We start from the raw sequence: 14,538 nt of genomic DNA, 5'->3' as shown, positions 1-14,538 counted from the left end.
AGACAAGGGAAACTATGGTTAAGGGAAGGAATAAACAAAAAAGTTTAGAGTTCAGAGACCAGCGCATTATAGCATATCCCGGGCTTCAGTGTAGATATCCAGTCGGTAGACTACTTCCTGCAACCGTTTGTGCATTACTGCTTCTTTGACTTTGTTCTGCAGCTTGCCTTTGTCCATCATAGCATGTATCCAGAAATCCACTCCCTCATGCCATTGATTATCTAATTCAGATGTGAAGAGAATGGTCGGAAGTGATCGTTTTTCTACTTCTATGGGCAGGTTCAACCATTGGGCAATCTGTTCCTGGCTGAGAGCAGGGTCCCTGGTTATAAACTGGTTGGCCCGCATGAGCAAAGCCGTGAGAGCGGTTGAGACTGCGTGATTATCTTGAATAAATGCATTGCTTGCAGCAAGGGCGCAACAGGGGTGCCCGTGCCACCTTCCTTCGGGGGGAAGGTCCCGCAGTTGTGCCAGGATTTTTCCTACACCCGAGGTCTCTGCAAGCGCAGGATAGGGTTGATTAACAACAAAGCCGTCAATCAGGCGGTTTTCCAGGGCAGGTATAAGGTTTTGGGCTCCGTGAAGGTTGAGTATACGTATTTTCCCTTGTGCATGTTCTCTGTTTTTTTGAAAAGCAATATTTTCATCCTGCAGGGCAAATTCAAAAATCAGGTTATGTACGGAGACATCAATTTTGTAACCAATTCGTAATGTGGTCGGGTGGGCACGAACGAATGCAATAAATTCCTGCCAGTTGGAAACTGGGAGATCCTTGGCGACCACAAAGCCGGCACCTTCCGCCATTACCGGAGAAATTATGGAGATGTCAGCTCCTGCATCGATAAAATGGAGCACGGCAGGTACTCCACCAAAGGAGAAATCATACTGGCCTTCGATCAGTTTCCTGATAATTTCTTTACCACCGGTACTGCTTTTGATGATGATTTCGGCAATACGTTTTTCATGTGCAACAAGGAAATATTTCTCTTTCTTGACAACCTCTTCCAGAAAGATACCACCATTGTCCCTGAAGTATTGGGGATTAGAGGCTGCTATATAAAGAGGAGAATGGTGATCGTGGGGAGCGTAGCCAAGTCGAAGCACAGGAATATCATCTTGCCTGTTCCTGCATCCCTGTAAGGTAATGCATGTTGTAACAATATTGAGAACAAGCAAAACATATAGAGTTTTCCTAAGCACCGCAGGCCCTCCTCGTGCATTTTGAGAGGATTGGTAGAAGTAACTACCCTCAAATTAGCATATGCGAGGATTCATTGAAAATTAAAAAATCATTAGCAGGTATCAGGAAAATATAGATCCCATGATGGGGTAGTGCCTGTCCATACAAGGTATTTTCCATTTTTTGGATTATACCCTAAAATGGACCGGCACTGGCTACAACATTTTCATAAGATTTGCCAGGCCATCGGTGAATTCTGCTCCGGCTCTGTTTCCTGCAACGTTTCTTATTCGTGCTTTTCGATTTGTCTGACTGTCACCACTTCTGTATTTCAGGGTGATTTCAGAACCTATGGCGAGTGCCCGGAGCCCACCGGACCTGGCTGTAAAGCCTATGCCTGCGCTGGAAACATCATTGAGCAATACATTCATCTTACCTCCGTTTGGCATGAAAATTTCTGCAACGCCAGAGGTCGTTTCCCGCCTGAAACCGCGATGGTTGACCATATAGGTGGTGTTTTTTCCACATCTGCAGCGGACGGCTTTTCTGCGAGTATTACTGGATACAGGGACGTAACGTACACTTTTACACCGTGAACAGACTGTACGAATTCTGCCGCCTTTTACATCACAACTGTTTGGAGAGGCAAACATGTTATCCTCCTATGAAGCTGTTGGGATATTAGCAGGAATATAATAATTTCTTAATGAGAAACCTGGCGCCTGTCAAGCTGTACACTAGGAATCTGTCGGAGAAAGTTCTTTTTCCCCATATTTGTGTTATTTTCAGAAAATCAATGCTCGCAATATCAACTATATGGCTGTGCTTGATTTCCTGAAAATGCCTTAATCTGAGAAAAAATAGCAATTCTCCGACAAACTCCTAGAAATAATGAAAACGTATGTTCCAGCCATGTTTTCGTAACGTGCCGAGAACAGGAGATTTTATTTCCTGCGGAGTAAAAGAGAAATCAGGAGGAATACAGTCGATGTATTTCTCAATGGTCCATTTTTCTCCCGTGTAGAGGTTAAGCAATGGCCTGGGCCAACTAAACAGCCCTGTTTTTACCTCATCTGGACAGACAATAAAATACACGGATCTGATTTTATCGCTAATATTAACGGTATTTGTTGCAGGTTCAAAGTGCAGGCACAGTTCATATAGTGTTTTCATACCCGCGCAGCTCATGTAATCACACCATTTCCAGTCACTATGGTTCCAGGTAACAATGAGGGAACGTTTTTTCTTAATCACCTGCACAGGGCAGTCCATTGCATTGATAGAGAAAAGTTTCTGCCGCATTGCTTCCATTTCCAGTGTTTTACCCGTCCCTTTAAAAAACCAGATATGTCGAATTATAAGGCTCATTGCAGGCAGCAGACAGAGCAGGGCCACTACCGCCCATCCACTAAGGATCAGTATATATTGATCGTGCGAGAGAACCTTTCGTATAAAGAAAAAAGGTACCAGGCTGAAAATGTAGATAAGCAGCAGAAAAAAGAACGCCCCTGATGTATATAAATAGCGTTTGACCATACCTGTTAAAGCAAGGTAACAGATTCCTGCAGGAGCTGTAACTGGCCAGTGGAAGAGTTCATTTGCACCTCCATACCAATGGGCAGGCCTACATTGCTTTTTTGATGCCCTATGGGAAAATTGCCCCACACTGGGTATCCGTATGCCTGGGTAAGTTCCAGGACTCTTGTCCAAACCTGTTCCTGAAGCCTTAGCAATTCCAGGCTGTCCATTTCCTTCCCCTGATCAAATGTTCCCAGTATGATACCTGCGAGGTTTGCCAGCCGACCACTGCAGGCAAGCTGGGTCAGCATTCTGTCAAGTCGGTATGGAACTTCCCCGGTGTCTTCGAGAACAAGTACGGCTCCGTCCCATGGGCATTCCCAGGGCGTGCCCATGAGGTGAATAAGGGTGGTCAGGTTGCCTCCCACAAGTGGTCCCTGAGCATCTCCACTGCGGAGAATTTCAAGGTTTAACGGCATGATGGGTGTATTGATTTCGCCAGTGACAAGGGAGAAGAAGCTACGAGTGCTGTTTTCATCCTGGTCTGCCAATGATGTTACCACTGGTCCGTGTATGCCAACTATATTGCCATGAACCAGCAAGCCCTGAAGAAGGGCTGTGATATCACTGAAACCTATGAGTAGTTTTGGTTGTCCCTGCAGGCTGTCCAGTCCCAGGTAATCCATGAGGCGCATACATCCAAAACCACCACGAACCGCCATAAGCGCCTGCACTTCTTCGTCATGCCACAAGGAAAGGAACGCGTTTGCTCTGGCCTGGTCTGTATCTGCGAGATAAGGATGACCACATTGCATATTGCCATGAATGGTTACCTGAAACCCCATGGATGTGAGCACACGTATTCCGCGCTCCATTTCCATGGATTTATGTATGGGGCCAGCAGGGCAAAAAAGCCCGATGGTATCGCCTCTGCGCAGACGCCTGGGGAAAACTGGACGTGGCATGGCTTATTCCTTATTGAGTTCAAAGAGTATCTGCAAGCCGGTCAGGGTGAGATGCTTGTCTGTCACCTCAATACTGCGGGCATAAGGGTGAATCAGTTTTCCCATGCCACCGGTGGCAATAACATGTACATGCTTTCCGTCAGGTTCCATTTCTTTACTCAGCACCTCTACCATACGATCAATGAGTCCGCCAAAGCCATAGAGCATCCCAGAGTGGATAGCCTTGACAGTGGATGAACCTATGGGATTTTCAGGAGCAACACCAATATCCAGGCGCGGTAACTTGGCTGTACGGGATGCCAGTGCATCCAGGGAAATACCGATTCCGGGATGAATGGTTCCGCCAAGGTATTCCATGTTGGAACTGACACAATCAAAGGTAATGGCAGTACCAAAATCAACCACAATGAGAGAGGAGTGATATCGCTCCCAGGCAGCCACTGCATTGACAATACGGTCAGCGCCAACTTCAGCAGGATTTTCTATCCGTATTATAAGGCCCCCCAGGTTAAGTGAGTTGCTCACAGCAAGCGGCTTATAGGTGGTTGTAAGGTAATTTTCTGCAAAATCCATCCAGCTTGTTTCAAGAGGCGGGACAACAGAAGACACAATAAACCCATGGATAGCCTTGGGGTCTATCTGAGCCATTTGAAAAAGGGCATTATAGCGAATGGCAAGCTCATCCGCGGTTCGGTCCTGATTGGACTGCAGTCGCCAGTTGGCAATAAATTTGTTTTTATGAAGAACACCACTGACCGTATGTGAATTGCCTACATCGACAACAAAAAGCATGATTCCTCCTGATGAGGGCTGGTAATATGCAGAGCATTTGTATTTTTTTCCTGAGGCTGGTAAGATATTCCACTTTGCAAAATTATTCCAGTTGAGTCCGCCCTGTCGGGGCGTTCACAATCATTTTTTATGGAGAAAAAAGTGAGTCGACCATATATACAGGTACATACGACAGTTTCTACTTCGAAAGATGCCAAAAAAATAGCTGAGGCAGTTCTCTCCTCGCGACTGGCAGCCTGTGTACAGATCGTTCCTTGCCTTTCGCGCTATCATTGGCAGGGAACGATTGAAGAGACCCAGGAACATCTCTGTCTTATGAAAACACGTTCGGAACTCTTTGATCGTCTCAAAAACAGGCTCTGTGAAGTACATCCCTATGAGGTGCCTGAAATTATTGCCACAGAAATAACAGACGGCCATGAACCATATTTTCAATGGTTGAACCAGGAAGTGAACAGGCAGGATGATTGAAATATGTCTGATTCAACTACAAAAAACAGAAGAGGACGACGGAAAAAGAAAACGTTTCAGTGTCATTGCTGTAAAGAGACAAAACCGTTTTGCTGGAATTGTTCCTGCGGTTTTCAGATTTGTCCTGAATGTTTCCAGGAAAACACTTGGGGTATCAGTAACGGTCCCACATGGATATGTCCTGACTGTGGTCGGGTTCATATGATGGAATAAGTTTCTGGTCTGGTTTATCCCAGCGTTTTTTCAACCTACAACTTTATTTTACTTACTCATTTATGTCAGTACAGCAATATGACGAGTCCAAGATTAAAACCCTCAGTTCCCTTGAGCATATCCGGAAACGACCGGGTATGTATATCGGACGACTCGGTAATGGTTCCCACCCCGATGATGGTATTTATATTCTTTTAAAAGAGGTCATCGACAATGCCGTGGATGAATTCATTATGGGGTATGGAAAGAAGGTGGACATCACCGTCGATCATGAGGGAACCTGCAGTGTAAGGGACTATGGCAGGGGAATACCTTTGGGGAAAGTCGTTGAGTGTGTTTCAACTATTAACACCGGCGCGAAATACAATACCGATGTATTTCAATTCTCTGTTGGTCTTAATGGTGTAGGTACGAAAGCAGTCAACGCACTCTCCACTAATTTTACAGTTTGTGCGTACAGGGAAGGAAAGTATAAGCGTGCAGTATTTGATCGAGGCACGCTGATAGAGGAAGAAGAAGGAGAATGTACTGAAAAAAATGGTACGTTGGTCAGTTTTCATCCTGATGCTGAACTGTTCCCTGAGTACAAATTTGATTTTGAGTACGTTGAACAGCGGCTATGGCGTTATGCATATTTGAATGCCGGTCTCACCCTCCATTGTAATGGAAGCGCATATCATTCTAAAAACGGACTCCTGGATCTTCTGGACAGGGAAGTAAGCAACGATCGTATTTACCCGGCGTTTCATTTTGCGGACAAAACCGTTGAATTTGCCTTTACCCATACCAATGACTATGGAGAATCCTATTTTTCCTTTGTTAATGGAACGTTTACCAGTGAAGGTGGAACGCATCTTTCTGCATTTCGCGAAGGTATTCTCAAGGGTGTCAACGAATTCAGCGATAAAAAATTTAATGGCCAGGACGTTCGTGACGGTATAGTGGGAATTCTTGCCGTCAAAGTCCAGGAACCTGTTTTTGAGTCCCAGACAAAGAATAAATTGGGAAACACTGACGTCCGTTCCCCCATTGTCAATGCTGTTAAAGATGCTGTAGCCAATCATCTGTATAAACAGACAGATATAGCTGAATTGCTTCTTGAAAAAGTACAGCACAATGAAAAAATACGTAGAGAGCTACAGTCGGTAAGGAAGGAAGCGAAAGCAAAGGCCAAGAAAGTCGCCCTCAAAATTCCACAACTCAAAGACTGTAAATATCATCCTGCCAAAGGGAAACCCTCCCAATCAGGGCGGGAAAATATGCTTTTTATCACTGAGGGGCAATCTGCGGCAGGCTCCATAGTCAGTTCACGTGATCCGATGACCCAGGCAGTGTTTTCCATTAAGGGAAAACCTATGAATGTTCTCGGACAACGCCTAGATCTACTGTATAAAAACGACGAAATGTATTCCCTGATGCGGGCATTGAATATTGAGGAGTCCATTGCCAATTTGCGGTTTGATAAAATTATATTGGCCACAGATGCGGATGTGGACGGCTTGCATATTCGCAATCTTCTACTGACGTTTTTTTTACACTATTTTGAAGTACTCATTAAACAGGGCCATGTATATATTCTGGAAACTCCCATATTCAGAGTTCGTAATAAACAGAAAACAATCTACTGCTTCACCGATGAAGAAATGCAGCAGGCATTTACCATCCTCAAAGCAAAGGGGAAATCCGACCGTAGCGTGGAAATTACGCGGTTCAAAGGCCTTGGAGAAATTTCTCCTGCTGAATTCAAGCAATTCATTGGAGAGGACATGCGCTTAAAACCAGTGCGTATAGATTCATTGAGCGAGGTGAGCAGAGTACTGAAATTCTATATGGGAAAAAATACACCCGAGCGTCGTCAATATATTATGGAACATTTGACCTTGAGGCCTGAATGAGCGAAACATCAACAGAACGACAGCACGGTAAACTGCACCAGCTTTTTGATGGAAACTTTCTTGAATATACTTCATATGTTATCCGGGAAAGAGCTATTCCAGATGTAGATGATGGTCTTAAACCTGTACAACGACGAATCCTGCAAACTCTACATAATATGGATGACGGGCGATATCATAAAGTCGCCAACGTAGTAGGGGAGACCATGAAACTCCATCCCCATGGGGATCAATCCATTTTTGCAGCTTTAGTCAACCTGGCGAATAAAGGTTTTCTGATTGATCGCCAGGGAAACTTTGGAAATATTTACACCGGTGATCAGGCCTCGGCTGCCAGATATATAGAGTGTAGACTCTCTCCGCTTGCCAGGGAAACACTGTTCAATAAGGAACTGACAGAATTCATTGATTCCTATGATGGGCGTATGCAGGAACCTGTGACCTTACCGGTCAAGATTCCCCTACTGCTTCTCATGGGAGCTGAGGGGATTGCTGTGGGGATGGCAACGAAAATCATGCCCCATAACTTCAATGAATTACTGCAGGCTCAGATTGATTATCTACAGAATAAGGAATTTACCTTATACCCAGACTTCCCAAAAGGGGGGCTTCTCGATGTCAGTGACTATGACCATGGTAATGGGCGTATTCGTTGTCGGGCACGATTGGAAATGCCAGATGATAAGACTATCCTGATAACCGAAATTCCGTATAATATTACGACCCAAGGGTTGATTGATTCAGTGGAAAGGGCAGCCAAGGCCGGAAAACTGAAAATTGCCTCGATCAACGACTATACTGCAGAGAAAGTCGAGGTAGAGATTAAGCTTTCCAGAGGCGTGCATGCCGATGAAACCATTGATGCGTTGTATGCGTTTACAGATTGCGAGATCAGTATTTCTCCGTCTCTGGTTACCATTGTAAATAACATGCCGCAGCAGATGCAGGTGGAAGACGTGCTCAAACGTAATACTGACATGCTGCTGGAAAATCTGCGTAAGGAACTGGAACTTGAATTAGGCAAATTGCAGGAAAAATGGCATGCCAGGAAACTGGAGCAGATTTTTATTGAGGAACGTATCTATAAAAAGATTGAAGAGCAGACTAAATATCAGGATGTGGTCAAAGCTGTTGATGAGGGGCTCAAACCGTTTGCAGATGAACTTAAACGGGCGGTAAGCAAAGAAGATATTGAGCGTCTTCTGGAAATTAAGATTCGTCGAATCTCTCGTTACGATATCAACAAACAGCAGAAAGAGTTGCGGGAGATTGAAAAAAACATTCGGTCAGTAAAAAACAAACTCAAAGATATGGTTGGCTTCACCATTGGGTATATCTCTGATATCAAGGAAAAATACGGTGAGGCACACCCAAGAATCAGTGAGTTGAACACCCTTAACGAGGTGGATGCACGTTCAGCTGCTCTGGCGAACCTTCAACTGGTGTATCAGAGTGGAACAGGTTTCATCGGCCATAAGCTCAAAGTTGAGGATCCGCAGAACGATCTGGAAATTAGTTGTTCAGAATATGACCGTGTTCTGCTTATCTTCAAATCAGGGTTGTATAAAGTCATCAATGTACAGGAAAAAATATTTGTCGGCAGCGAGCTGTTGTATATGGATCTCGTAGATCCAGAGGTTACGTTTAATATTATTTATCGTAATGGTCTGGAGAATATGTGCTATGTCAAACGATTTGCAACCCCTAAGTTCATCCTGAACAGGGAGTATCATCTTTTTGAAGAGCACAATCGTTCCGCAATACTTTTTTTGAAAACCGGCAATGATGAAATTCGAGCCAGGATAAATTTAGTCCCTTCTTCACGGGCCAAATATAACAGCCTTGATATCGATTTCAGCGACTACATGATCAAAGGGGCTGCTGCAAAAGGTAAGCGTATATCCACCAGAGTAGTTCGCAGGGTAAGTGATGCTACTGGAAAACCAGTGCAACAGGAGCCCGTTATCCCTGAACTTCCTGGATTTCAAAATTATCCTTCAGAAAACGATAAAAAATGACAGGAGCAGCAGGCATTCTTTGACTGAATAAAACCTTTTTCATATCTCCCTTGGAGTACTTCCAAGGGAGTACTTCACCGCAGTCCTTACTCACTTTGTGCCCCCACTGTCGTAACTAACCACGGAGTTTGAATTTTCTTGGTTCCACTCAGCTCCGACCTGTAACTGATCACAGGCACCGCCTATCTGGACAAGCGTGATTATTTTGCAGGTAAGCGCAGACTCCGTTAGCCTGCCCATGCATGAAATAACGTTTGTTCAAAGAGATAAGGGGCCGGCGAGAGGCTTTGTGGAATGTCTGTGATCAATTGGTCATAGTTTTTTTTGATAATAACTGTCTATGGTATAAAATATACCTGAGGTATCAGGGGTTCAGGCTATATAGATTTTGACAGTTGATGGTAGCTTGCTACAATATTGTTAAAGTTATGTTTCACCTCTCCACATGATGCTGATTTCCGATCAGTATCTACAAAAGTACGCAGTAATGACCGACATGTTACATGTGATAATAAAAATTTTCTAACGGTCAAGGAGGAAACCCCTTGAAAAACCTCTGTAATGCATTGTTTTCTTGCAGTTTTCTTACTGTATCAATGTTTTGCGCAGGTGTGCCGATTTTGTTTCCTGCCAATGTATCTGGTTCTGAGCCTGCTGATACAGAGACTCTTTCCTATCTTAAAAGTTTGAGTATTGAACAACTCCTGCAAACTGAAATTGTTTCGGTTTCCAAAAGGTCCGAGCAATTATTTGATGCTGCCGCAGCTGTGACAGTTATCACCCAGGAAGATCTGCAAAGAGCAGGTATACGCACCTTGCCGGATGCCTTGCGTCTGGCACCTGGTATTCAGGTTTCCCACCTGGATGCCAACAGGTGGGCAATATCTTCTCGTGGATTTGCTGATTATTTTTCCAATAAGCTGCTTGTACTCATAGATGGCCGGAGCGTGTATACTCCCTTGTTTTCAGGTGTATACTGGAATGGCCAGGATACCATGATAGAAGATATTGAACGTATCGAAATAATACGGGGGCCGGGCGCGACTGTCTGGGGAGCCAACGCTGTTAATGGCGTTATCAATATAATTACTAAAAAACCTGAAGACACACAGGGCGCCTTGCTTGTGGCCGAAGTCGGAAACATAGATCAGCCAACTGCTGCTGCAAGATATGGAGGGCAGATTGGCGATAGAGGATATTACCGAGTATATGCCAAGACCTCCAATCGAAGCGAATATTCCACAGAGCAGGGGGATGATGCATATGATGGTTGGCAGCAGCTGCGTTCAGGGTTTACTGCTCAATGGAATGGCGGTGAGGAGAATACCTTCACCGTGACAGGTGATGTATATCGAGGTAAAGCCGACGCCATGCTGACCCTTTCCGGTTACCTGGAAGCACCCTATGAACAGACATCCCTGGTAACAGAAGAATATAGTGGCACCAATATTCTTGGACGCTGGAATCATGCTTTTTCCCATCGTTCTTCCGCAGAGTTGCAATTGTATTACGATCATACCGAGCGTGACCAGTACGTCATTGATGAAACGAGAGATACCCTTGATGTGGAATTCAAACATCACTGGAATCCGCATACGATGCATGAGGTGGTCTGGGGAGTTGGCTATCGCCTTACAAGTGATTCGCTTACTGAAACAGAGAACATGTCCTTTGAACCAGACAGTCAAACGGATAATCTGTTCAACACGTTTATTCAGGATGATATCATGCTCATTGATGATACCTTCTGGGTAACCCTTGGCTCTAAATTTGAACATAACGACTACTCGGGGTTTGAGTTTCAGCCTTCGATGAGAGCAAGATATAAATTTTCAGCTGAACGTTTGCTTTGGGCATCTGTTTCCAGAGCTGTACATACTCCGTCACGGGTTGATTATGGGGTCAGTAGCAATATTGGTAGCCTGGTTTTTGATCACGAAGCTCTGACAGCAAATTCAGGTGGCATGCCGTCGATCATACGTCTTCTCGGTAATGAGAATTTTGACTCAGAAGAACTCATAGCTTATGAGGCAGGATACAGATGGCAGCCACTGCATGACCTTTCCCTTGACATTGCAGCTTTTTACAATGATTACGACAAGTTAAGATCAACTGATTTAGGGGCGTATTTTGTCGAGACAAATCCCTATCCCCCTCATCTAGTGATTCCCCAAATCATTTCCAACTCCATAGAAGGACAAACATATGGCCTGGAATTTCAGGTTTCGTGGAAACCCGTTGAATGGCTGAAATTCATTGCGGCATATTCATGGTTGCAAATGGATCTCCAATTTACAGATCAAGTGTTGGAAGGTGAGCCATCTGACATGGATCTGAGTCCTAATCATCAATTCAGCGTACGAAGTTATATTGATTTGCCCCATAATGTTTCCCTGGATAGCGAGGTGTATTATGTAAGTGAACTTGACAACAACGTGTCAGAATATTTACGCGTCGACCTTCGTTGCGGATGGCAGCCCACTGAAGCATTGCAGGTTAGTATGAATATTGAAAACCTTTTTGATGAGGGGCACGTGGAATTTATAGAAAGATCAGGTATTGAAATATCTGAAATACCAAGAATTTTCTCATTGAAAATGCAGTATTTATTTTAAGATATGGTTATTGTCACGGCAATGCATTTCACTCTGCAGGATTCTTAAGGCATGGAGTATCCAATGCGAAGGCTGCTTCTCTTTTCTAGTTTTTTGGTTATGCTGTTGCATACGTCAGTTTCACTGAATGTGCATGGGGCAACTGAGGAGGAGCATGTAAAAGCCGTGTTTCTATATAATCTCATTCATTTTGTTTCCTGGCCCCAGGAAACCATGAACAACCGAAATACGTTTACCATTGGCGTTTTGGGAGATGTGTATTTCTCTGAAATCGTTGAAGAGGCTGTAAAAGGGGAGAAAAAGGGGGGACTTCCCATCCAAATGGTATATTTTGAAGATGTAGAAAGTGCTCTTCGCATGCAACCTCACCTTTTATTTATTTCCGAAAATTATGTTCTACAATGGTTTACCTCCAATCCTGGTGTCAACAGCCTGCCTATACTTACCGTTGGTGACAGTAAGCAATTCTGCCAACAGGGTGGTATGGTAAATCTCTTGAATATTCACAACCGCATTCAAATCGAAATTAATCCGGATGCCGTAGAACCTGCAGGAATTTCCATTAGCTCCAAACTGCTTAGCCTCGCCAAACTGGTTAAATAACGCAGTACTATGAAACATTTTCTCGACTGGTCGATTAGCCGTAAGCTTTCCGTTATCGTGATTATTACCTCTGGACTGCTTATCGGCATAATGGCTGTGGCTATTACTGTTGAAAAAGTACTTACGTTCCGTCATAGTGTGCAGGATAAAATGACAGTATTGCTACAAATAACAGGCACGAACAGTACAGCTGCTCTGATATTTCAAGATCAGGAAACAGCAGGTGAAATTCTTTCAGCGTTAGAAGCTGAAGATAGTGTACTTGCAGCCATTCTTTTTGATGCAGATAAGAAACGTTTCGCTACATACACTCGACAAAACTGGAAACCGGAAGAAGGAGAATCGAATACGTCCGGTACTGTTTTACCCCTTCCCTCGAAATATAATGATCAGCATATTCAGGCATTTACCAACGATAGGTTTTCCATATTCGGTCCTGTTTTGCTTAATGGCAAAACCATAGGTCATATAGGTATTCTTGCAGATCTGTCTCCAATACAGACCCAAATCGTGTATTTCACGGTCATGTTATTTGTTTTCAGCGTTCTCTTGTTCGTCCTCGGACTGGTTATTACTTTCAGGTTGAATCGTTCGCTTATCAAACCGATTTTCAACCTTGTTGAAGGGATGCAGATTGTCAGTGCAGAGCAGCACTATGGTATCAGAGTCACAAAAGAAAGAGAGGACGAACTCGGTGTATTGATTGATGGATTTAACAATATGCTGTCTCAGATACAAAAGCGGGACTATGAACTTGATCGCCATCGCAATCAATTGACAGAACTGGTTAATCAGCGAACTGAAGAACTCCGTCAAACCAATGCTCAACTTATTGAGGAAATTGAAGAGCGTAAAGCGGCGGAAGCACAACTCGCCCATGCACAGAAAATGGAAGCAATAGGCACGCTTGCTGGCGGTGTGGCCCATGATTTGAACAACATCCTCTCCGGAATAGTAACCTACCCGGATCTTCTCCTTGCCACCTTGCCAGAAGATTCACCCCTGTATAAGCCGCTTAATGCCATAAAGACATCGGGTTCAAAGGCTGCAGCTATAGTGCAGGATCTCCTGACTTTGGCAAGGCGGGGGGTAAAAGTAGAGGAGAGGGTTGAACTGGGGAATTTAATCAAGGATCATCTTCGGAGTCCTGAGAGTTTGGAGATGCTCGTCAATCATCCCAATGTTAAGATTATTTTTGAAAAACCGGAACAGGACCTTCCATTGATTGGTTCACCTGTACATCTCTCAAAAATGCTGATGAATTTGCTTGCCAATGCTGCCGAGGCCATGCCAGAAGGAGGTAACATTGTGATTTCCTGCCAGGTAATGCGGCTGAAAAAACAGCCTGTTGGTTTTAAGGATTGGCGTTCTGGCGATTACGTGCAAGTCACCATTCAGGATACGGGGGTAGGTATACCCGAACAGTTTATTGACCGTATTTTTGAACCATTTTATTCCAGTAAAGTTATGGGATTGAGCGGCTCAGGGTTGGGTATGGCGGTGGTGTGGGGTACGGTTGAGGATCATCACGGTCTTATCACGGTGAACAGTACCGAGGGAGAGGGCACGACTTTTTCGATACTTTTGCCTTTGGCAGTCAAGGAGACTGTCAGCAAAATAGATGTAGCAGGCAACAAGCCGATTATGGGCCAGGGGCAATCTGTTCTGGTGGTTGATGACTCTCAAAACCAGCGGATGATTGCCGAGGATATTTTTATCCATCTCGGGTATTTGGTGGAGACCGTAGAAAGTGGTGAAAAAGCTCTCGAATTTCTCATGCACAAACCTATGGATCTGGTTTTATTGGATATGTTGATGGATCCCGGGATGGATGGCCTGGAGACATATCAACATATATTGAGGCTGTATCCAGATCAGAAAGCTATTATTGCCAGTGGTTTTGCCTCATCTGAAAGGATCCAGGATGCCATAGATATGGGCGTAAAGTCGTATATTCTAAAACCCTATACCATTTCAGATATTGCAACGGCCGTTGATCTCGCTTTAAAGAAGTAACCCTTCACTAAGAGTTTTTCTATTTTAGCTCCCTGCAATTATTATACATTTTATTTGCGCACCTGTTTTGTGAGTAATTCTTAATACCAGTCTCTTGCCAGCTGAATGAGAATGGTCATAGTATAACATGTAAAGCTAAGCCCTTCTGGGAGGGCAATTACTCGTGGGGGAGACTGACAGGTTTGCAACTCTCCCGAACCTGTAACTGGTGACAGAGTACCTGATATTGTCCCAAACAGGCCAGTGGTGCAG

General features: G+C 44.2%; 12 protein-coding genes. 7 read left to right on the top strand and 5 right to left on the bottom strand.

Going from position 1 to position 14,538, the window contains the following annotated elements; all coding sequences use genetic code 11:
• Positions 1–66: 66 nt before the first annotated feature.
• The 5 genes from G493_RS0102765 to G493_RS0102745 form a co-directional block, all read right to left on the bottom strand.
• Positions 67–1,200 carry an ABC transporter substrate-binding protein gene (locus G493_RS0102765; RefSeq protein ID WP_028579142.1) on the bottom strand — a complete coding sequence of 378 codons (1,134 nt, stop codon included), beginning with the start codon at positions 1,198–1,200 and terminating at the stop codon, positions 67–69.
• A gap of 195 nt (positions 1,201–1,395) precedes the next feature.
• Positions 1,396–1,833 carry a PilZ domain-containing protein gene (locus tag G493_RS0102760; protein ID WP_028579141.1) on the bottom strand — a complete coding sequence of 146 codons (438 nt, stop codon included), beginning with the start codon at positions 1,831–1,833 and terminating at the stop codon, positions 1,396–1,398.
• A 229-nt stretch (positions 1,834–2,062) separates the two neighbouring features.
• Positions 2,063–2,575 (bottom strand): hypothetical protein, encoded by a 513-nt coding sequence (locus G493_RS0102755; RefSeq protein ID WP_153306414.1) that lies wholly within the window; start codon positions 2,573–2,575, stop codon positions 2,063–2,065.
• A 146-nt stretch (positions 2,576–2,721) separates the two neighbouring features.
• Positions 2,722–3,663, bottom strand: coding sequence for a S66 peptidase family protein (locus G493_RS0102750; RefSeq protein WP_028579139.1), 942 nt, complete (start codon positions 3,661–3,663; stop codon positions 2,722–2,724).
• Between the two features lie 3 nt (positions 3,664–3,666).
• Positions 3,667–4,455, bottom strand: coding sequence for a type III pantothenate kinase (locus tag G493_RS0102745; protein ID WP_028579138.1), 789 nt, complete (start codon positions 4,453–4,455; stop codon positions 3,667–3,669).
• A gap of 141 nt (positions 4,456–4,596) precedes the next feature.
• On the opposite strand from G493_RS0102745, the gene cutA reads away from it, so the two are divergent.
• The 7 genes from cutA (at position 4,597) to G493_RS0102710 (ending at position 14,286) form a co-directional block, all read left to right on the top strand.
• Positions 4,597–4,926 carry a divalent-cation tolerance protein CutA gene (gene cutA / locus G493_RS0102740; protein WP_028579137.1) on the top strand — a complete coding sequence of 110 codons (330 nt, stop codon included), beginning with the start codon at positions 4,597–4,599 and terminating at the stop codon, positions 4,924–4,926.
• Positions 4,919–5,131: a hypothetical protein gene (locus G493_RS0102735; protein ID WP_028579136.1), complete on the top strand. Its 213-nt coding sequence runs from the start codon at positions 4,919–4,921 to the stop codon at positions 5,129–5,131. Before cutA ends, G493_RS0102735 begins: the two co-directional genes overlap by 8 nt.
• A gap of 70 nt (positions 5,132–5,201) precedes the next feature.
• Positions 5,202–7,034, top strand: a complete 1,833-nt coding sequence (locus G493_RS0102730) for a DNA topoisomerase IV subunit B (protein WP_028579135.1) — start codon at positions 5,202–5,204, stop codon at positions 7,032–7,034.
• Positions 7,031–9,052, top strand: coding sequence for a DNA topoisomerase IV subunit A (locus G493_RS0102725; RefSeq protein WP_028579134.1), 2,022 nt, complete (start codon positions 7,031–7,033; stop codon positions 9,050–9,052). Before G493_RS0102730 ends, G493_RS0102725 begins: the two co-directional genes overlap by 4 nt.
• Before the next feature lie 545 nt (positions 9,053–9,597).
• Complete coding sequence (locus G493_RS27525) at positions 9,598–11,667, top strand: TonB-dependent receptor plug domain-containing protein (protein WP_051308961.1); 2,070 nt, start codon at positions 9,598–9,600, stop codon at positions 11,665–11,667.
• Between the two features lie 63 nt (positions 11,668–11,730).
• Positions 11,731–12,270 carry a YfiR family protein gene (locus G493_RS0102715; RefSeq protein ID WP_028579133.1) on the top strand — a complete coding sequence of 180 codons (540 nt, stop codon included), beginning with the start codon at positions 11,731–11,733 and terminating at the stop codon, positions 12,268–12,270.
• A 9-nt stretch (positions 12,271–12,279) separates the two neighbouring features.
• Positions 12,280–14,286, top strand: a complete 2,007-nt coding sequence (locus G493_RS0102710; RefSeq protein ID WP_028579132.1) for a hybrid sensor histidine kinase/response regulator — start codon at positions 12,280–12,282, stop codon at positions 14,284–14,286.
• The last annotated feature ends 252 nt before the right edge of the window (positions 14,287–14,538 follow it).

The organism is Desulfogranum japonicum DSM 18378 (genome assembly GCF_000429945.1).
In the GTDB taxonomy this organism is placed as follows: Bacteria; Desulfobacterota; Desulfobulbia; order Desulfobulbales; family Desulfobulbaceae; genus Desulfogranum; species Desulfogranum japonicum.
The sequence above is the reverse complement of the archived record's forward strand: the minus strand, read 5'-3'. Positions and strand labels throughout refer to the sequence as shown.